This window comes from Janthinobacterium sp. SUN206, from assembly GCF_030587305.1.
GTDB lineage: Bacteria > Pseudomonadota > Gammaproteobacteria > Burkholderiales > Burkholderiaceae_D > Janthinobacterium > Janthinobacterium kumbetense.
On the sequence record NZ_JAPWIB010000001.1, the window covers coordinates 165,232 to 183,727 of the forward strand.

17 protein-coding genes are annotated in these 18,496 nt (G+C 59.3%); 13 read left to right on the forward strand and 4 right to left on the reverse strand.

The features are described from left to right. Positions 1 to 34 precede the first annotated feature (34 nt). Genes rnhB through O3300_RS00760 form a run of 3 tightly spaced genes read left to right on the forward strand, consistent with a single transcriptional unit; the run spans position 35 to position 2,669 of the window. Positions 35 to 673 (forward strand): ribonuclease HII, encoded by a 639-nt coding sequence (gene rnhB / locus O3300_RS00750; protein WP_305051659.1) that lies wholly within the window; start codon positions 35 to 37, stop codon positions 671 to 673. Further along, entirely contained in the window at positions 670 to 1,455 is a 786-nt protein-coding gene (locus tag O3300_RS00755) for an RNA methyltransferase (protein WP_251349116.1), read from the forward strand. The genes rnhB and O3300_RS00755 overlap by 4 nt, the downstream gene beginning before the upstream one ends. Positions 1,456 to 1,466: 11 nt before the next feature. Then, on the forward strand, positions 1,467 to 2,669 hold the full coding sequence (locus O3300_RS00760) for an aminotransferase class V-fold PLP-dependent enzyme (RefSeq protein WP_305051660.1): 1,203 nt from the start codon (positions 1,467 to 1,469) through the stop codon (positions 2,667 to 2,669). Positions 2,670 to 2,704: 35 nt separating this feature from the next. Here the strand turns inward: O3300_RS00760 and O3300_RS00765 are convergent, their stop codons facing one another. Further along, entirely contained in the window at positions 2,705 to 3,553 is an 849-nt protein-coding gene (locus O3300_RS00765; RefSeq protein WP_035818186.1) for a pyruvate, water dikinase regulatory protein, read from the reverse strand. 152 nt (positions 3,554 to 3,705) lie between these two features. On the opposite strand from O3300_RS00765, the gene ppsA reads away from it, so the two are divergent. The 5 genes from ppsA (at position 3,706) to O3300_RS00790 (ending at position 9,279) form a co-directional block, all read left to right on the forward strand. Then, positions 3,706 to 6,138, forward strand: coding sequence for a phosphoenolpyruvate synthase (gene ppsA, locus O3300_RS00770; protein WP_077409088.1), 2,433 nt, complete (start codon positions 3,706 to 3,708; stop codon positions 6,136 to 6,138). 146 nt (positions 6,139 to 6,284) lie between these two features. Further along, on the forward strand, positions 6,285 to 6,782 hold the full coding sequence (locus O3300_RS00775; RefSeq protein ID WP_305051661.1) for a Dps family protein: 498 nt from the start codon (positions 6,285 to 6,287) through the stop codon (positions 6,780 to 6,782). Between the two features lie 177 nt (positions 6,783 to 6,959). Next, on the forward strand, positions 6,960 to 7,376 hold the full coding sequence (locus tag O3300_RS00780; RefSeq protein ID WP_099664321.1) for an NfeD family protein: 417 nt from the start codon (positions 6,960 to 6,962) through the stop codon (positions 7,374 to 7,376). 15 nt (positions 7,377 to 7,391) lie between these two features. Continuing rightward, positions 7,392 to 8,336: an SPFH domain-containing protein gene (locus O3300_RS00785; protein ID WP_099664320.1), complete on the forward strand. Its 945-nt coding sequence runs from the start codon at positions 7,392 to 7,394 to the stop codon at positions 8,334 to 8,336. A 634-nt stretch (positions 8,337 to 8,970) separates the two neighbouring features. Then, on the forward strand, positions 8,971 to 9,279 hold the full coding sequence (locus O3300_RS00790) for an H-NS family nucleoid-associated regulatory protein (RefSeq protein WP_010397665.1): 309 nt from the start codon (positions 8,971 to 8,973) through the stop codon (positions 9,277 to 9,279). A 313-nt stretch (positions 9,280 to 9,592) separates the two neighbouring features. Here O3300_RS00790 and smpB read toward each other — a convergent pair whose 3' ends face one another. After that, complete coding sequence (smpB, locus tag O3300_RS00795) at positions 9,593 to 10,042, reverse strand: SsrA-binding protein SmpB (RefSeq protein WP_034752217.1); 450 nt, start codon at positions 10,040 to 10,042, stop codon at positions 9,593 to 9,595. A 93-nt stretch (positions 10,043 to 10,135) separates the two neighbouring features. Here smpB and O3300_RS00800 point away from each other — a divergent pair, with 93 nt between their 5' ends. From O3300_RS00800 to guaA, 4 genes are all read left to right on the forward strand, one after another. Then, on the forward strand, positions 10,136 to 10,567 hold the full coding sequence (locus tag O3300_RS00800; RefSeq protein ID WP_034752216.1) for a type II toxin-antitoxin system RatA family toxin: 432 nt from the start codon (positions 10,136 to 10,138) through the stop codon (positions 10,565 to 10,567). After that, positions 10,560 to 10,856, forward strand: a complete 297-nt coding sequence (locus O3300_RS00805) for an RnfH family protein (protein WP_305051662.1) — start codon at positions 10,560 to 10,562, stop codon at positions 10,854 to 10,856. Before O3300_RS00800 ends, O3300_RS00805 begins: the two co-directional genes overlap by 8 nt. Positions 10,857 to 10,999: 143 nt before the next feature. Continuing rightward, a complete protein-coding gene (gene guaB, locus O3300_RS00810) occupies positions 11,000 to 12,460 on the forward strand; it encodes an IMP dehydrogenase (RefSeq protein WP_034752206.1) in 1,461 nt (486 codons plus the stop codon). Between the two features lie 176 nt (positions 12,461 to 12,636). After that, complete coding sequence (guaA, locus tag O3300_RS00815) at positions 12,637 to 14,247, forward strand: glutamine-hydrolyzing GMP synthase (RefSeq protein ID WP_034777714.1); 1,611 nt, start codon at positions 12,637 to 12,639, stop codon at positions 14,245 to 14,247. A gap of 282 nt (positions 14,248 to 14,529) precedes the next feature. On the opposite strand, the gene O3300_RS00820 is transcribed toward guaA, so the two are convergent. Both O3300_RS00820 and O3300_RS00825 read right to left on the reverse strand, forming a co-directional pair. After that, positions 14,530 to 14,967, reverse strand: coding sequence for a helix-turn-helix domain-containing protein (locus O3300_RS00820; protein ID WP_305051663.1), 438 nt, complete (start codon positions 14,965 to 14,967; stop codon positions 14,530 to 14,532). A gap of 324 nt (positions 14,968 to 15,291) precedes the next feature. Further along, positions 15,292 to 15,894, reverse strand: a complete 603-nt coding sequence (locus O3300_RS00825; RefSeq protein ID WP_305051664.1) for a DUF4291 domain-containing protein — start codon at positions 15,892 to 15,894, stop codon at positions 15,292 to 15,294. Between the two features lie 781 nt (positions 15,895 to 16,675). On the opposite strand from O3300_RS00825, the gene O3300_RS00830 reads away from it, so the two are divergent. Beyond that, positions 16,676 to 18,448: a ShlB/FhaC/HecB family hemolysin secretion/activation protein gene (locus O3300_RS00830; RefSeq protein ID WP_305051665.1), complete on the forward strand. Its 1,773-nt coding sequence runs from the start codon at positions 16,676 to 16,678 to the stop codon at positions 18,446 to 18,448. Positions 18,449 to 18,496: the final 48 nt, after the last annotated feature.

The following is an 18,496-nucleotide window of genomic DNA, read 5'->3' on the forward strand; positions in this document are numbered from 1 at the left end:
TCGCTTCAACCGCAGTACCAACCAAAGATTCAACGTGAAAAATATCTATCCCGGCCTGTTTGACGACTTGCCATTCTCGCTCGATGAAATCATCTGCGGCGTCGACGAGGCAGGGCGCGGTCCGCTGGCCGGCCCCGTGTTCGCCGCCGCCGTGATCCTCGACCCGAACCAGCCCATCGACGGCTTGCGCGATTCGAAAAAGCTCACCGAAGCCAGGCGCGACCTGCTGGCGCCGCAGATCAAGGCCAAGGCCCTCGCCTGGGCCATCGCTGAAGCGTCGGAAGAGGAAATCGACCGCCTGAACATTTTGCAGGCGTCGATGCTGGCCATGCGCCGCGCCGTCGAGGCGTTGACTACCGTGCCGACCCTGGCCCTGATCGACGGCAACCGCTGCCCCGTGATGCCGATACGCGGCATGGCCATCATCGGCGGCGATGACAAGGTCGATTCGATTTCCGCCGCCTCGATCCTGGCCAAGACGGCGCGCGACGCGGCGCTGGTGCACCTGCATGCGGCCTATCCCGAATACTGCTTCGACCAGCACAAGGGCTATGGCACGAAATTGCACCTGGAGCGCCTGCACCTGCACGGCGCCTCGCCCGTGCACCGCCGTTCGTTCGCGCCCGTGCGCAACGTGATCGCCCTGTTTGGCGGACAGGAGGTGGTGGCATGAAGACGATTACTTCGCGCGACAATGCGCAATACAAGGATTTGCTGAAACTGGCGGGCAGTTCGCAGGCGCGCCGCAAGTCGGGCCGCACCCTGCTCGACGGCGTGCACCTGTGCCAGTCCTACCTGCAGCTGCGCGGCATGCCGGAGCAGTGCATCGTCAGCGAAAGCGCCTTGCAGAACCCGGAAGTGGCGGACATCGTCGGCCAGCTGGAAAGCCAGCGCGCGCACGTGCTGGGCTTGCCCGACGCGCTGTATCACGCCGTGAGCCAGGTCGAGCACGGCGTGGGCGTGATGTTCCTCATCGAGACGCCGGAACGGGCCGTCACGCAGCCGCTGAGCGTGTCGGCCGTGCTGCTCGATAACCTGCAAGATCCGGGCAACGTGGGTTCCATCCTGCGCAGCGCGGCGGCCGCCGGCATCACGCAGGTGTATTGCAGCGCCGGCACGGCCTTCTGCTGGTCGCCGAAGGTGCTGCGCGCGGCGATGGGCGCACACTTCGTGCTCGACATCTTTGAAAACGTCGACCTGGCAGCGCTCGTTTCCGGTGCCAAGGTGGCGACGCTCGCCACCAGCGGCTATGCCACGCAGCGATTGTACGACGTCGACCTGCGCCAGCCCGTCGCCTGGCTCTTCGGCCATGAAGGGCAGGGCGTCGCCGACGATTTATTGTCGATGGCCACGCACCAGGTGGTCATTCCCCACCTGGGCCAGATCGAATCGCTGAATGTGGCCGCCTGCGCCGCCGTCTGCTTCTTCGAGCAGCTGCGCCAGGGCCAGGCCTGAACAGGGTAGCCATGTCCTTCCCCCTGCTTGCCGACGATGCGGCCCGGGAGGAAGCCTGGTGGCGCCAGGTGGCCGCGTTTTATCCTGCGCCGCCGGACGCCATCGTCAATCTCGAACACGGCTATTTCGGCGCCATGGCCGCGCCCGTGCAAGCGGCCTTCGAGCAGGCCGTGCGCTACACCAACGAGCAACTGAGTCCTTTCGTGCGCGGCGAGTTCACGCGCACGCATGTGGATATCCTGCGCCGGCGTGTCGCTGAACTGATCCATGCGGAACCGCACGAAATCCTGCTGACCCGCAGCGGCACCGAGTCCATGCAGGTGCTGATCACGCAATACCAAGGCCTGGCGCCCGGCGATACAGTGCTGTGGAGTAATCTCGACTATCCGGCCATGCGCACGGCCATGCGCTGGCTGGCGCAGCGCCGTGGCGTCACCAGCACGCAAGTCACATTGCGCTTGCCCATCAGCGATGACGAGATCGTCGCCAGTTACGCGCAAGCCATGCGCCAGGCCGTCAAGCCCAAATTGCTGCTGCTGTCGCAGGTGACACCGGCCAACGGCCAGCAACTGCCGGTGCGGGAGATCATGGCGCTGGCGCGCGAACACGGCATCGACGTGCTGCTCGACAGCGCCCATGCGCTGGGGCAGGTCGACGTGGACGTGCAGGCCCTGGGCATCGATTTCGCCGGTTTCAATCTGCACAAATGGCTGGGAGCGCCGGCGGGACTGGGTGTCGTGTATATCCGCGCATCGCAGCTGCACAAGATCGAGCCGCATTTTGGCGACGAGGATTATCCGTTGGATGATATCCGCAGCCGCCTGCACATGGGCATGCCGCCGATCGGCGCCATCCTGGCCGCGCCTGCCGCATTGGATTTCCATGCGCGCCTGGGCGGCACGCCGGTCAAGATGGAGCGCCTGGCCTGGCTGCGCAATTACTGGGTCAGCCGTGCCGCGCAGCTGCCCGGCGTGCGCATGTTGTCGCCGCTCGATGCGAAACGGGGCACGGCACTGGTGGCGTTTGCCGTCGACGGCATGAGCGCGCGCCAGTTGCAGCAAGCCTTGCTACAGCGCTTTGGCATCTTCACGGTGGAACGCAATATCGGGGATACCGACGTCGTGCGCGCCACGGTGGCTATCACCACCACCACCGGTGAACTGGACCGGCTGGTGGCGGCGCTGACGGCACTATCCAGAGAAACGGACACCTGACAAAACCGACGCGCAGCAGGTTTGCTCAGGTGTTCTCAGTATTCGCGGCGGTTCGGCTTAATCTCTTGCAGGATCGTCGTGGAGATCTCTTCGATCGACTTGGTGGTCGACGACAGCCAGCGGATACCCTCGCGTTTCATCATTTTTTCCGCCTCGTTGACCTCGTAACGGCAGTTTTCGATGGCCGCATACTTGCTTCCAGCGCGTCTTTCGTTGCGTATTTCCGACAAACGTTCGGGCGTAATGCTCAATCCGAAAATTTTATTCTTAAATTCCAGTAAGGCCGATGGCAGCTTGTCGCGCTCGAAATCGTCGGGAATGAGCGGATAATTGGCCGCCTTGATGCCGTACTGCATGGCCAGGTACAGGCTGGTCGGGGTCTTGCCAGAGCGCGAAACACCCACCAGAATGACATCGGCCGAGGACAGGTTCTTGTGCGACTGGCCATCGTCGTGCGCCAGCGAATAGTTGATCGCCTCGATGCGGTTCTTGTATTCCTCGCTGTCGACGATGTTGTGCGAACGCCCGATGGTATGGGTCGACATCACGCCAAGTTCCTGCTCCAGCGGGGCGACAAAGGTCTGGATCAGGTCCATGTGCATGCCGCTGGACTTGCGGATCACGGCCGACAGGTCGTTCTTCACCAGGGTCGAGAAAATGATCGGGCGCTGCCCATCGGTGGCGAAGGCTTCGTTGATCTTGCGCGCCGCCTCGTAGGCCTTGTCCATGGTATCGATGAAGGGCAGGCGGATCTGCCGGAAGCGCAGATCGAACTGCGTCAGCACCGAGTGGCCGAACGTCTCGGCGGTGATGCCGGTGCCGTCGGAAACGAAGAAGACGGTACGGGCCGCGGAGGGCAGAGGAGGGCGTGGTTCTTGTGTCATGGGTTTTCGGATCAAGATTGTGCGTCGTCAATTTGCGCCGCACAAGGTAAAATGGCTGCAACGGTATGATTGTGCTGCACGACGCCAAGAATAACAAGAAGACTGTCTGTGCGCCGCGCGTAAAGATTTCTATCATCAGTAAGGGTGTCATTATGACCAACGCAGTATCGCAACAGCAGGAAGACAAGGACGCGGTGTATGTTGCCTCGTTCGAGCATTTGCGCATGACGGATGTCGAATCCGTCGGCGGCAAGAACGCCTCCCTGGGCGAAATGATCAGCCAACTGGCGGAAGCCGGCGTGCGCGTGCCCGGTGGCTTTGCCACCACGGCGCAGGCATTCCGCGATTTCCTGTCATATAGCGCCAACGGCGGCTTGCCGCTGGCCGAACGCATCGCTCAGCGCCTCGAAGGGCTGAACATCGATGACGTGCGCTCGCTGGCGCAAGCCGGCGCCGAGATCCGTCAATGGATCGTGGAAACGCCATTCCAGCCCCGCCTGGCCGCCGAAATCGACCAGTTCTACGCCAAGCTGGTGGCCGATTCCGATACCGAAATGTCGTTTGCCGTGCGTTCCTCGGCCACGGCGGAAGACTTGCCGGACGCGTCTTTTGCTGGTCAGCAAGAAACCTTCCTGAACGTGGTCGGCATCGACAACGTGCTTGAGGCCATGAAGCAGGTGTTCGCGTCGCTGTACAACGATCGCGCCATCTCGTACCGCGTGCACAAGGGCTTTACGCACGCTGAAGTGGCCCTGTCGGCCGGCGTGCAGCGCATGGTACGCTCCGACCTGGGCGCGGCCGGCGTGATGTTTACCATCGACACTGAATCGGGCTTCAAGGACGTGGTCTTCGTCACTTCCAGCTATGGCCTGGGCGAAACCGTGGTGCAGGGCGCCGTCAATCCCGACGAATTCTATGTGCACAAGCCGATGCTGGAAAAAGGCAAGTCGCCTGTGATCCGCCGCAATATCGGCTCGAAACTGCTGAAGATGGAATTCACGAATGAAGCGAAAGCCGGCCGTTCCGTGAAAACCGTCGATGTGCCCGTCGAAATGCGCAACCGCTACTCGCTGAACGACAGCGAAGTGGTGGAACTGGCCAAATACGCCGTCATCATCGAAAACCACTACGGCCGTCCGATGGACATCGAGTGGGGCAAGGATGGCCGCGACGGCAAGCTGTACATCCTGCAGGCGCGTCCTGAAACCGTCAAGTCGCAGCAAAAGGCGACCGACGTGCAGGAGCGCTTCAAGCTGAAAAGCACCGGCACCGTGCTGACCTCCGGCCGCGCCATCGGCCAGAAGATCGGCGCCGGCCCCGTGCGCGTGATCCACGACCCGGCCGACATGGAACGCGTGCAGCCAGGCGACGTGCTCGTTGCCGACATGACGGACCCGAACTGGGAACCGGTCATGAAGCGCGCTTCGGCCATCGTCACCAACCGTGGCGGTCGCACTTGCCACGCGGCAATTATTGCGCGTGAGCTGGGCGTGCCTGCCGTCGTCGGCTGCGGTAACGCCACCGACGTGCTGAAAGACGGCACCTTCGTCACCGTGGTGTGCTCCGAAGGCGACGAAGGCAAGATCTACGATGGCTTGCTGGAAACGGAAGTGTCGGAAGTGTCGCGCGGCGAATTGCCGAAGCTCGACACCAAGATCATGCTCAACGTGGGCAATCCGCAGCTGGCGTTCGACTTCCAGTCCGTGCCGAATGCGGGCGTGGGCCTGGCGCGCCTGGAATTCATCATCAATAACAATATTGGTGTGCACCCGCGCGCGATCCTGGAATACCCGAACATCGATGCCGACCTGAAAAAGGCCGTGGAATCGGTGGCGCGCGGCCACGCTTCGCCAAAAGCGTTCTACATCGACAAGCTGGCCGAAGGCATCGCCACCATCGCCGCCGCGTTCTGGCCGAAAAAAGTCATCGTGCGCCTGTCCGACTTCAAGTCGAACGAGTACAAGAAGCTGATCGGCGGTTCGCGCTACGAGCCGGACGAGGAAAACCCGATGCTGGGCTTCCGCGGCGCGGCGCGCTACCTGTCGGCCGACTTCTCCGAAGCGTTCAACATGGAATGCGAAGCGATGAAGCGCGTGCGCAACGACATGGGCCTGACGAACGTGGAAATCATGGTGCCATTCGTGCGCACCCTGGGCCAGGCCGAGAAAGTCATCGACCTGCTGGCGAAGAATGGCTTGAAGCGCGGCGAGAACGACTTGCGCGTCATCATGATGTGCGAAGTGCCGTCGAACGCCATCCTGGCCGACCAGTTCCTCGACCATTTCGACGGCTTCTCGATCGGTTCGAACGATCTGACCCAGCTGACCCTGGGCCTGGACCGCGATTCCGGCATGGAATTGCTGGCCGCCGACTTCGACGAGCGCGATCCTGCCGTGAAAGCCCTGCTGGCCCTGGCCATCAAGGCTTGCCTGGCACGCGGCAAGTACATCGGCATTTGCGGCCAGGGGCCTTCCGACCATCCGGACTTCGCCGTCTGGCTGATGGAACAGGGCATCGAATCGATGTCGCTGAACCCGGACTCGGTGATCGATACCTGGCAAAAGCTCGCTGCGCTGAAAGCGTAAGCGTCTTGTCCGCCCTCTGAAAACCCGCTGCCGCTCACCCGGCAGCGGGTTTTTTTATGCCTGCCATGCGGCGCACGCCTGTATTCGATGGCATTGCGCCAGATCAGCTAAAATGATTCCACCAATACATTGAAACGGGAGTTCTCATGGCAAGCAAGAAACCGAGCAAAGTGGCAAAGATCGACATCGGCATTTCCGAGGCGGACCGCGCGAAGATTGCGGTAGGCCTGTCCGGCCTGCTGGCCGACAGCTACACCTTGTACCTGATGACCCATAATTTTCACTGGAACGTCAAGGGGCCGATGTTCAACACCCTGCACCTGATGTTCATGACGCAATACACGGAACAGTGGGCCGCGCTGGACCTGATCGCCGAGCGCATCCGCGCCCTCGGCTATCCTGCGCCCGGCACCTACAAGGAATTCGTCAAGCTGGCCTCGATCAAGGAAATCGACGGTGTGCCGCCGGCGCTGGATATGGTCAGCCACCTGGTATCGGCACAGGAAGCGACCGCGCGCACGGCGCGCCGCCTGTTCCCGCTGCTGGAAAAAGCCAATGACCAGCCGACGGCCGACCTGATCACGCAGCGCCTCGATTTGCATGAAAAGACGGCGTGGATGCTGCGCAGCCTGCTGGAAGAGTAATTGCCGGGCCTGCGGCGCTAATTCGCCCCTGCCTATTGACGCCATCAGGAATTGCGTTAGACTGCTTGTATATAGGTGTTTGGCAAGAATAATATCAGGCAGTAATACGCATTAAACCCCGTCGCTTATATAGGCTGCGGGGTTTTTTATTTTCGGATTCGCAAAGATGGAGGCATCATGGCTGAATGGGTAGGCTGGTTTGTGGCGGCTGGCGCGGTATTGATCCTGGAGCTGTTTACGGGCACGTTTTATTTGCTGATGATCGCCATCGGTATCAGTGCCGGAGGACTGGTGGCGCTGGCGGGCGGCAATGGCGGCTGGCAAGCCCTGACGGCCGCCATTGTCGGCGTGGCGGCCACCCTGTTATTGCGGCGCAGCCGTTTTGGCAAGGCGGCGCGGCGCGATGCGGCGCAGGATCCGAATGTCAATCTCGATATCGGCCAAAGCGTGGCGGTCGCGCATTGGGTCGATGGCGCGGCGCGCGTCATGTACCGCGGCGCCTTGTGGGATGTGGAACTGATTCCCGGCAGCGATACGCAAGCCGGCCATTACACCATACGCGCCGTGCGTGGCAGCCGTTTGATTGTTGGATAACCTGGAGAGTAGATTATGGAAGTAAGCATCGGAAGCATGTCGTTGATCTTGTTATTGCTGGCATTGGTATTTGTCTTCAAGACGGTCAATGTGGTACCGCAGCAGCATGCCTGGGTGGTGGAGCGCCTGGGCAAGTTCCATGCGGTATTGGGGCCTGGCTTGAATATCGTCGTGCCTTTTGTCGACCGTATCGCCTACAAGCACGTGCTCAAGGAAATTCCGCTCGACGTGCCGCCGCAGGTATGTATTACGCGCGACAATACGCAATTGCAGGTCGATGGCATTCTGTATTTCCAGATTACCGACGCCATGCGTGCTTCGTATGGCTCGTCGAATTATATCGCCGCCATTACGCAACTGGCGCAAACGACCTTGCGTTCGGTGATCGGTAAAATGGAACTCGACAAGACATTTGAAGAACGCGACCATATCAATACGGCCATCGTGAATGCCATCGATGAATCGGCGGCGAATTGGGGCGTCAAGGTATTGCGCTATGAAATCAAGGATTTGACGCCGCCCAAGGAAATTCTGCATGCGATGCAGGCGCAGATTACGGCTGAACGCGAAAAGCGCGCGCTGATTGCCGCCTCGGAAGGGCGCAAGCAGGAGCAGATCAATATCGCCAGCGGCGAGCGCGAAGCGGCGATTGCCCGCTCGGAAGGCGAAAAGCAGGCGTCGATCAACCGTGCCGAAGGCCAGGCCACGGCCATCGTCGCGCTGGCGCAAGCCAGTGCCGAGGCGCTGCGCCAGGTGGGCGCCGCCATCCGCGAGCCGGGCGGCGAAGATGCTGTCAACCTGAAAGTGGCCGAGCAGTATGTGGGCGCGTTCGCGCAATTGGCGAAAACAAATAACTCGATTATCGTGCCGGCCAATCTGGGCGATATGAGCGGTTTGATCGCCACGGCGATGCAGGTGGTGAAAACGCAAAAGCCGAAAAGCGGCGTGGCGATTCCCTGATTGCCTGGTGAATAGCAAACTCGTAGCAAGTTAGTCGTCAAAACTGCCCGCCATATCGCGGGCAGTTTTCATTTGCGCTGCTGGAATATATGCTGGCAACAAGGCTCGAGTATCTGCGTTCTAAATGGCAATGTTGAAAATATTTTCTTTATGCTATGCTATGCGCACTTTCGGGATTATATGCTGCCGTGCGACGCTTATCTTTTTGATTGAAGTAGAATCTGCTGCTCATGCATTGCGATGATTCAACCGATATCCGCGGCGGATACTTGGGTAGTGTTTGGGAGCCGATGCATCATTGGCGATAGTATTGCTCCCATGTATATTTTGAATTGCAATTTATGATTACTATAAATTGCAATGAGGTAGAAAGTGCTGCAAAATAAATACTGTCGATGGTGCTGCATTGAATCGCGATCGCACAAGGAAGGGAAGTCGGCGCAGACAGTCGGTCCGGCGCGATGTCCGCTCCCTGGATTGAAGACTTACATCATCTGAAGGTCGGGGAAGTCGGGTTTTTGGTAAGAGAATTGTAAAAAACAATCAAATCTCAAGAAAAATCACCTCAGTCGCGTTACAATTGGATAGAATTTAACTGTTCAGTTATATTTTTCAACTCACACAAGGAAATATCATGGATCTGTCCAGCTTATCCCTGTCCGAACTGCGCACCTTGCAGGACGACATCAAGAAGCAAATGAAGAAACGCGAACAGGACGATCTGTCCAAAGCGCGTGAACAAATCCTGGCAATCGCCCAGAGCGTTGGCGTTTCCGTAAAAGATCTGGTTGGTACCGGTATCCGCGCTAAAACCGGCACGGTCGCAGTACGCTATCGCAATCCGGATGATGCGACGCAGCAATGGACTGGCCGTGGCCGTCAACCGAAATGGGTCAAAGAGTGGACCGATTCGGGCAAGTCGCGCGATCTGCTGAAGGTTTGATCCTGAAGGTTTAACAAACCGTTCATTCGGATGCTTGTCCTGTGGAGTAGTACAGGTGTAGTACAAGGCAGCATGCAAGCATCCGGAACTTTCCTGATTAATCGTCTTTGGCCAGGCAGGCAAAGCTGATTCATTCGCTTATCTCCATGGTATTTTCGATAATATCTGTCTTATTCCCGCAGTATTTCTTCCTTTTCCTGTTTTCATCCCATTGCGCTGTGCATTTCCGTTTGCCGCAGGTACCGGCAAAATAAAACCCGGCATATAGCCGGGCTTGGTGGTATTGGCGCAGATCGCTGCGCGTGGTGCCGGATCAGCGGCGGTGCGACTTCATTGCCGCCTGCACTTCGCGCGCGCCGTCGCGGTCGCGTTCCGCTGCCCGCTTGTCGTGCTGTTTCTTGCCTTTTGCCAGGCCGATTTCGCATTTGACGCGGCCGCCCTTGTAGTGCAGGTTGAGCGGCACCAGCGTATAGCCGGAGCGTTCCACCTTGCCGATCAGTTTATCCATTTCCGTGCGGTGCAGCAGCAGCTTGCGCGTGCGTACGGCTTCCGGGTGGATGTGGGTAGAGGCGGTCGGCAGGGCGCTGATATGCGCGCCGAACAGGAAGAGTTCATCGCCGCGGACGACAACGTAGGCTTCCTTGATTTGTACGCGGGCGTCGCGGATGGCTTTGACTTCCCAGCCTTCCAGCACGATGCCGGCTTCGTAGCGATCCTCGATAAAGTAGTCGTGGAAGGCTTTTCTGTTGTCTGCTATGGTCATGAGATGGTAAATGTGCGCGGGTCGGTTAAACTACTGTCTCGCGCAAGCGCGATAAAATCAAATGTATCCAACATCATAGCAAATGGTTCTTCAATGGCAGTAGTACATAAATCAGTTTTTCTCGGCTATAGCGCCGAACAAATGTTCGCGCTGGTGGCGGCGGTGGAGGATTATCCCAAATTCCTGCCCTGGTGCGGTGCGGTCGAGATTCGCGAGCGGGGCGAGAACACGGTCGTCGCCAGCGTGGGCATACATTACCACGGCGTGCGCCAAAGCTTCACCACGTCCAACGAGAACGTGCCGCCGAGCTCCATCAAGATGAAGCTGGTGGACGGTCCTTTCAAGACCCTCGACGGCGTGTGGACCTTCAAGGCCCTGCGCGAAGATGCGTGCAAGATCGAACTGGACCTGCACTACGAGTTTTCCAGCCGCGTGCTCGAGCAGATCATCGGCCCCGTCTTCGGCATGATCGCCAACAGCATGGTCGATTCCTTCTGCAAGCGCGCGGAGACGGTGTATGGCTGAAGTGAGCATCCAGGTGCAAGTCTGCTACGCCTTGCCCGATAGCAGCTTTCTGCGCTCATTGACGGTGGCTGCAGGCGCCACCATCGGGCAGGCGGTGGAGCAGAGCGGCTTGCTGCAGGAAGTCCCCGGCATCGACCTGGTCGTGAATATGGTCGGCATCTATGGCAAGAAGAAGCCGTTGGACACCGTTTTGCGCGAACATGACCGGATCGAGGTGTACCGTCCGCTGCAGGCGGACCCGAAAGAAGCGCGCCGCCGGCGTGCCAGCGGCAAGCCCGCCAAGACCTGACGGGTCTGGGAGAGGGCAGGGCTGCGGCTGGCGGCTGGCCCTGGCGGGACATTTTTTTGCTATTTCCAAATATCTTTTCTATGCTGCAAGGACGGAGGGCGCTTTTTTCTGTATAATCTGCTTTTGCGCCAATAGGAAATGCTATGCGTCTACTTCAAAAAGCACTCACATTCGATGACGTGCTGCTCGTCCCAGCCTACTCCAACGTTCTGCCCGCCGATACGTCCCTCAAAACTCGCCTGACCCGCAATATCACCCTGAATATTCCCTTGCTGTCCGCAGCCATGGATACGGTGACGGAAGCCCGCCTCGCGATCGCGATGGCCCAGGAAGGCGGCATCGGCATCATTCACAAGAATTTGAATCCGAAAGACCAGGCACGTGAAGTGGCCCGCGTGAAGCGTTTCGAAGCCGGCGTGCTGCGCGACCCGATCACGATTCCGCCGGAAATGAAAATCCGCGACGTAATCGCCCTGACGGAACAATACGGCATCAGCGGTTTCCCTGTTGTCAAAGGCAAGGAAGTCGTCGGCATCATCACCAACCGCGATTTGCGCTTTGAGCAGGAACTCGACGCGGAAGCTTCCGCCAAGATGACCCCGCGCGAAAAACTCGTGGTCGTCAAGGAAGACGCCGATACGGCCGAAGCCAAGCGCCTGATGAACAAGCACCGCCTGGAGCGCGTGCTGGTCGTCAACGACGCATTCGAACTGCGCGGTCTGATCACCGTCAAGGATATCCAGAAGTCGACTTCCCACCCGTTCGCGTCGAAAGACAGCCAGGGCAAGCTGCTGGTCGGCGCTGCCGTCGGCGTGGGCGCCAAGGATGAAGAACGCATCGACCTGCTGGTCGCTGCCGGCGTCGATGTGCTGGTGGTCGATACGGCCCACGGCCACTCGCAGGGCATCCTCGACCGCGTACGCTGGATCAAGACCAAGTATCCGCAAGTCGAAGTGATTGGCGGCAATATCGCTACCGCCGCCGCCGCCAAGGCGCTGGTCGAATACGGCGCCGATGCGGTCAAGGTCGGCATCGGTCCTGGCTCGATCTGCACCACGCGTATCGTCGCCGGTGTGGGCGTGCCGCAAATCACGGCCATCTCGAACGTGGCCGAAGCGCTGGAAGGCACGGGCGTGCCATGTATCGCCGACGGCGGTATCCGTTTCTCGGGCGATATCTCGAAAGCGCTGGCCGCTGGCGCTTCGACCGTCATGATGGGGTCCATGTTTGCTGGTACGGAAGAAGCACCGGGCGAAGTGATCCTGTACCAGGGCCGCAGCTACAAATCGTACCGCGGCATGGGTTCGCTGGGCGCGATGTCCGATGGTTCGGCTGACCGTTATTTCCAGGACGCCACCATGAAGGCCGACAAGTTCGTGCCTGAAGGTATCGAAGGTCGCGTGGCCTACAAGGGCAGCGTGCTGGCGATCATCTTCCAACTGGTGGGCGGCGTGCGTCAATCGATGGGTTACTGCGGTTGTGCCACCATCGACGAACTGCGCGAAAAAGCGGAATTCGTGGAAATCACCTCGGCCGGCATGCGCGAGTCGCATGTCCATGATGTGCAGATCACGAAAGAAGCGCCTAACTACCGCTCCGAGTAAGCGTACTGGAGAAACTGTCCATGGCTGCGTTCCAGTGCCTCGCCGTACTGTTCGTACTGTCTTCGGCACTGCGCCTTGCCCTGAACAGTTTTCCAGCTACGCTATTGTGGTAGCGAAAGTCCAGACCGGCGCCCAGTGCGCCGGTTTTGCAATTGACCCTGAATAAAGCTCCGACCATGCACTCTAAAATCCTCATTCTCGATTTCGGTTCCCAAGTCACCCAGTTGATCGCCCGCCGCGTGCGCGATTCCGGCGTGTTTTCCGAAGTCTTCCCGTATGACGTCAGCGATGAATTCGTGCGCAACTATGGCGCCGCCGGCGTGATCCTGTCGGGCAGCCACAATTCCACGCTGGACGGCGATTCGCCGCGCGCACCGCAAGCCGTGTTCGAGCTGGGCGTGCCCGTGCTGGGCATCTGCTACGGTATGCAAACCATGGCGGCCCAGCTGGGCGGCAAGGTAGAAAATGGCCTGGTGCGCGAATTCGGTTACGCCGAAGTGCGCGCCCGCAGCCATACCAAGTTGCTCAACGGCATTGCCGACTTCGTCACCGACGAAGGCCACGGCATGCTGAAAGTGTGGATGAGCCACGGCGACAAGGTGCTGGAAATGCCGCCAGGTTTCAAGCTGATGGGCAACACTCCGAGCTGCCCGATCGCCGCCATGGCCGACGAAGAGCGCCAGTTCTACGGCGTGCAATTCCACCCGGAAGTGACGCACACGGTGCAGGGCAAGGCCATGATCGGCCGCTTCGTGCATGAAATCTGCGGCTGCAAGTCGGACTGGAACATGCCCGACTACATCAGCGAAGCGGTGGAAAAAATCCGCGCGCAAGTCGGTAGCGACGACGTCATCCTGGGCCTGTCCGGCGGCGTCGATTCGTCCGTCGCGGCTGCCCTGATCCACCGCGCCATCGGCGACCAGCTGACCTGCGTCTTCGTCGACCACGGCCTGTTGCGTCTGGACGAAGGCAAGATGGTGATGGACATGTTCGCCAAGAACCTGGGCGTGAAAGTCATCCGCGTCGATGCGGAAGATCAGTTCATGGGCCATTTGGCCGGCGTTACCGATCCCGAGCAAAAGCGCAAGATCATCGGCCGCGAATTCGTCGAAGTCTTCCAGGTCGAATCGGGCAAGCTGGTCAACGCCAAATGGCTGGCGCAAGGCACGATCTACCCGGACGTGATCGAATCGGCAGGTAAGGGCAAGAAAGGCCAGACCATCAAGAGCCACCACAACGTGGGCGGCTTGCCGGACACCATGAAGCTCAAGCTGCTCGAGCCGCTGCGCGAACTGTTCAAGGATGAAGTGCGCAAACTGGGCGTCGCGCTCGGCTTGCCGCATGACATGGTCTACCGCCACCCATTCCCGGGCCCGGGCCTGGGCGTGCGCATCCTCGGCGAAGTCAAGAAAGACTATGCCGATCTGCTGCGCCGCGCCGATGCCATCTTCATCGAAGAGCTGCGCAATACGCCGTACGAGTTCGTCGCTGGCCAGGCCGTCGACCCGGACGCGCTGCCAGCGAACTGGTACGAAGCGACCAGCCAGGCGTTTGCCGTCTTCCTGCCCGTCAAATCGGTGGGCGTGATGGGCGATGGCCGTACCTACGAATACGTGGTGGCCCTGCGCGCCGTGCAAACGCAAGACTTCATGACGGCCCACTGGGCGCACCTGCCGCACAGCTTGCTGGGCAAGGTCTCCAACCGCATCATCAATGAAGTGCGCGGCATCAACCGCGTCGTCTACGATATTTCGGGCAAGCCGCCGGCGACCATCGAATGGGAGTGATGAGCTCGCTTTAACTGTTTGATTTTAAAGTGAAAAATATATGGCCGTTGATAATTCAAAAAGAATTCTCAACGGCCATTTTTTTGATGTGCGTGCGGTTGATCCGTCGCGCCAAGGAAATGCGTGCATTGACGTCTCCACCGCGATCCCAGGTCAATGAATCCAGCCAGTCATCAGGCAGTTTTTGACTTTACAGGTCAGCGCATGGATCACGCTGCGCGTATTTCCCCGTGAGCTGCACTACTCCATCTACCGCGACTTCTCAGCAAGGTAGTGATCCGGTTATTTCTCGCTCTTGCTTGCGGACTCGGCGCAATCCAAGGTTTTTTTGGGGATGGCTTCGAGGCCTTGATGCGCGAGGTCCAGCAGCGCTATTTCTACGGTGCAGCCATTTTGCATGGACAGGCGCTTCACGGCGGAGGCAAGCATGGGGGGAAGTTCCAGAAAATGCAGGATCAGCGCCCCTCCGGCCGGTACTGGCGGGTCGATTTGCGTCCCTCTGGCGATGGGTAACGTCCCATGCATTAACCAGGCGGTGCTGACGTCGAGGGCAGCGGCAATCTTCTCTGCCGCGTCCATAAGCAGTTTGGCTTTGCCTGATTCATAGCGATACAGTTGCGTGGGATTGATGCCCGCCAGTTCGGCAAGCAGCACTTGTGAGATACGAAGATTCTCGCGGCAGCTTTTGAGGCGCTCAGAAACATGGGTGTTGCCAGACATACATATTGCCTTTCAATATATAGCGTTCGTGAATGACCGGCTGTGGTGCAGCTGTCTCCACGGTGATGAAAGGAGCAAGAGCGTTCTGCCAGCCACAGCTTGGTCAACAGCAATGATTTTACCGCCCGGGAGCGGCATGGCGGCATCCCTTGTTTCGTATTTCTTCCGGTCGGCATGGTCAATGTTGAGATCATGTACGGATGCCGGATCTGACCCCGCTCCGCGCAGGGGAGGGAGCTGGACGCAGTTGAGCTTGCTAAGAGGTGGCCTGCGTTGCATGAGCTACCTTGCTTGACCTCGCTCTCAAGTCCTGGATGTCAGCGCTCAGGATGGATGAAATACTGACGAATACGGTTTTTCTTGCGGGAGCATGTGCTTTGCTTCCTCAAATTTCTCTTGGGCGAGCAACGCATGGATTGCATGGGCCAGCGGCGTCACATCCGCCACCCTGGTTATCCATTGATGTACGTAAAGTTCTACCGCCTTTTTGCTGAGGCCGATCTGAATGGCTCTGTGAGATTGCGGCCGCAACAGCAGATCCCGTTCTGGATCCCATTGGATGCGCACGGGCGATGCCTCTTTTTTCGCCGACCATTCGTCCTTGCTCATGGACGTATCCGCGTGGCTCAGGCAGCCGTGCTCCAGTGCCCATTCAAATCCCGCTCGACTGATATCGATCGCCAGTATGCGTTGCTGACCAGCATCTTTGAATCCCCAGCCGGCGCGATACATCATCCATAAGAAAGACGGTTTAATCCACGTCATGCGTTCCATTTTGAATGGGGGCGAAGTAAATGTGCCGTTCGTTAATGCGTCATCTGCGATCACATCCGAATAGGCCTGATAGACACGGATGGTCGATTCGTCGTAGGTGGCCCTGATCTGACGTTCAGGGATGGCTGATGTTGGGTGCTGATCATCTTGCATTGTTACCTTGGTTGAAGCCAGGGAGAATCCCGGCGAGTTTTAACATGACGCTGACAGTGCCGCCCGACTCCTGCGCGTGGCCTAAGCAATCCTTGCTGCCAGCGATACGTCGCCGGTTGATAGCCCATGCCGATGGGCCCATCAGGATGGTCGCAAGGTGGATGGCCTGACTGGCGGAAGTGGAGCGTGGTCAGCTTCGTAAATCTTACACGACCTTGGCCACGTCCCGCTGCATGCGCAGGGTGCGCAGCTTGCCGATCAAGGCGATGGGGAGGCCGGGGGTATTCTTACCCGATCTCAGCCCATAGGGTACGCATCAGTTTCTCAAATGTGTATACGGTTCGACTGACTGTTTTACTCGCGCAGTGAAAAGCGCAAGGTATGGTGATCGGTATGAGTGAACGGGCTTGCCTCTGCCATCCAGTCCGCGACAAATCGGACAGGATGGATATATCCGGTGAGAGTATTTGCGAGGGTAGCAGCAGTTTATTGGTTTGAAAAATGCAGAACTTTAGCTATCTCATTGAGCATCGAGTTGGAGTAAGTTTTTTTTGGAAACTTTGTGTATCGGAATGACTGAGCTAGCTGAAGCCCTGTTTGGCAGGTTTTTTTATGGGCTCATGTCGATGCACCATCGCCTGCTCACCTGTCTTACTAGTGGTAATTGGATAGTTGAAAGGTAGTTACCAAAGAGGTAAAGTTCTCAAGAAATAAATATAGTTGCCCTATAGAAATAATTAATTTATAATTTCATTACGTAAATAATTACCTAAGGCAACATATGCACCTGCGCTTGACGCCATGGTGCGGTGTATTTTTGTTTAGCAGTACTTTGTGTACCGCCGTGTCCGCGCAGACCCGTCCTGAAATTGCACCGCCCCTTCCCAATCTGCCTGGCGCCAGCCAGCGCGACGATGCCAGCCAAGAACTTATCCGCCAGCAAGAACGTGAGCGCCTCCTGCGCCAGCAGCAGGAACGCACTCCCGACGTGCGCCTGCTCGAGACGCCCGCCGCCGCGTCCGCCAACCGCCTGCCTGCGGGCGAATCGCCATGCTTTACGATTGACCAGCTGGTGTTGCGAGGCGAGGACGCCGCGCAATTCCAGTGGGCGCTGGCCGCCGCCGGGCGCGACGACCTGGGCGCGCCGGACTCTGCGCTGGGGCGCTGCCTGGGCACGCAGGCCATCAATGTACTGATGGGCCGGCTGCAGAACGCCATCATCGCGCGCGGCTACGTCACCACGCGCGTGCTGGCCGAACCGCAGGACTTGAGCAAGGGTACGCTGGCCTTGACCTTGATACCGGGTCGCATCCGCCAGATCGGCTTTGCGCCCGGCACGAATCCCCGCGCCACCTGGTGGAATGCCGTGCCGGCGCGCCCTGGCGACTTGCTCAATGTGCGCGATACGGAACAGGCGCTGGAAAACTTCAAGCGCGTGCCGACGGCCGAGGCCGATATCCAGATCATGCCGGCCGAGGGCGGCAATGCGAAGCCGGGCGAGAGCGACCTGCAGATCCAGTGGAAGCAGGGCTTGCCGTTCCGCCTGGCGCTGGGCCTCGACGATGGCGGTTCGCGCTCGACGGGCAAGCTGCAGGGCAGCGTGACCCTGTCGTATGACCATTGGCTGACCCTGAACGACCTGTTTTACCTGAGCCTGAACCAGAACGTCGACGGTGACCGCGACGGCCCGCGCGGCACGGCTGGCATGGTTGCCCACTATTCGATTCCCTACGCCTACTGGCTGCTGGCCTTCACGGTCAGCGACAGCCATTACCACCAGTCCGTGGCCGGCATCAGCCAGGACTACAACTACAGCGGCGCCAGCCAGAATCGCGAAGTGAAACTGTCCCGCCTGGTCTACCGGGATGCGTCGCGCAAGACGACGCTTTCCCTGCGCGGCTGGCAGCGTTCCGCGCAAAACTTCATCGACGACACGGAAGTGGAAGTGCAGCGCCGCCGCATGGCCGGCTGGGAACTGGGCATCGGCCACCGCGAATTCATGGGCCAGGCGACCCTGGACGTGAACCTGCAATACCGGCGCGGCACGGGCGCGATGGAGGCGCTGGCCGCACCCGAGGAAGCGTTTGGCGAGGGTACCTCGCGCATGCGCTTGCTGCTGGCCGACGCGGCCGTGTCGGCGCCGTTCACGCTGGCTGGCCAGCCGCTGCACTACACGGGCAGCTGGCGCACGCAGCACAACCGTACGCCGCTGGTGCCGCAAGACCGCTTCGCCATCGGCGGGCGCTACACGGTGCGCGGCTATGACGGCGAAAGCAGCCTGTCGGCCGAACGGGGCTGGCTGCTGCGCAACGAAGTCGGCGTGCCGCTGGGCAGCAGCGGCCAGCAAGCGTATGTGGGACTCGATCATGGCGAGGTATCCGGGCCGTCCGCGGAATGGCTGATCGCGCGCCGCCTGACGGGCGGCTTCGTCGGCTTGCGGGGGCAATGGCTGGGCGTGCAGTACGACGCCTTTGTCGGCTGGCCCGTGCATAAACCTGAACTCTTCCGCACGGCCAGTCATACGGCAGGTTTCAGCCTGAACGCCAGTTATTGATATTTAGCAATGTAGTTACGTAGTTTTAAAGAATTAAGTCACTAAACG

Bases quoted from the DNA above. Each gene is read 5' to 3' on its own strand.
- O3300_RS00830 (WP_305051665.1), top strand. From the start codon at position 16,676: ATGCACCTGCGCTTGACGCCATGGTGCGGTGTATTTTTGTTTAGCAGT.
- O3300_RS00765 (WP_035818186.1), bottom strand. From the start codon at position 3,553: ATGACACAAGAACCACGCCCTCCTCTGCCCTCCGCGGCCCGTACCGTC.
- guaB (WP_034752206.1), top strand. From the start codon at position 11,000: ATGCGTCTACTTCAAAAAGCACTCACATTCGATGACGTGCTGCTCGTC.
- O3300_RS00800 (WP_034752216.1), top strand. From the start codon at position 10,136: ATGGCAGTAGTACATAAATCAGTTTTTCTCGGCTATAGCGCCGAACAA.
- ppsA (WP_077409088.1), top strand. From the start codon at position 3,706: ATGACCAACGCAGTATCGCAACAGCAGGAAGACAAGGACGCGGTGTAT.
- O3300_RS00825 (WP_305051664.1), bottom strand. From the start codon at position 15,894: ATGCAAGATGATCAGCACCCAACATCAGCCATCCCTGAACGTCAGATC.
- O3300_RS00790 (WP_010397665.1), top strand. From the start codon at position 8,971: ATGGATCTGTCCAGCTTATCCCTGTCCGAACTGCGCACCTTGCAGGAC.
- guaA (WP_034777714.1), top strand. From the start codon at position 12,637: ATGCACTCTAAAATCCTCATTCTCGATTTCGGTTCCCAAGTCACCCAG.
- O3300_RS00760 (WP_305051660.1), top strand. From the start codon at position 1,467: ATGTCCTTCCCCCTGCTTGCCGACGATGCGGCCCGGGAGGAAGCCTGG.
- O3300_RS00820 (WP_305051663.1), bottom strand. From the start codon at position 14,967: ATGTCTGGCAACACCCATGTTTCTGAGCGCCTCAAAAGCTGCCGCGAG.
- O3300_RS00805 (WP_305051662.1), top strand. From the start codon at position 10,560: ATGGCTGAAGTGAGCATCCAGGTGCAAGTCTGCTACGCCTTGCCCGAT.
- O3300_RS00780 (WP_099664321.1), top strand. From the start codon at position 6,960: ATGGCTGAATGGGTAGGCTGGTTTGTGGCGGCTGGCGCGGTATTGATC.
- smpB (WP_034752217.1), bottom strand. From the start codon at position 10,042: ATGACCATAGCAGACAACAGAAAAGCCTTCCACGACTACTTTATCGAG.
- O3300_RS00785 (WP_099664320.1), top strand. From the start codon at position 7,392: ATGGAAGTAAGCATCGGAAGCATGTCGTTGATCTTGTTATTGCTGGCA.
- O3300_RS00775 (WP_305051661.1), top strand. From the start codon at position 6,285: ATGGCAAGCAAGAAACCGAGCAAAGTGGCAAAGATCGACATCGGCATT.
- O3300_RS00755 (WP_251349116.1), top strand. From the start codon at position 670: ATGAAGACGATTACTTCGCGCGACAATGCGCAATACAAGGATTTGCTG.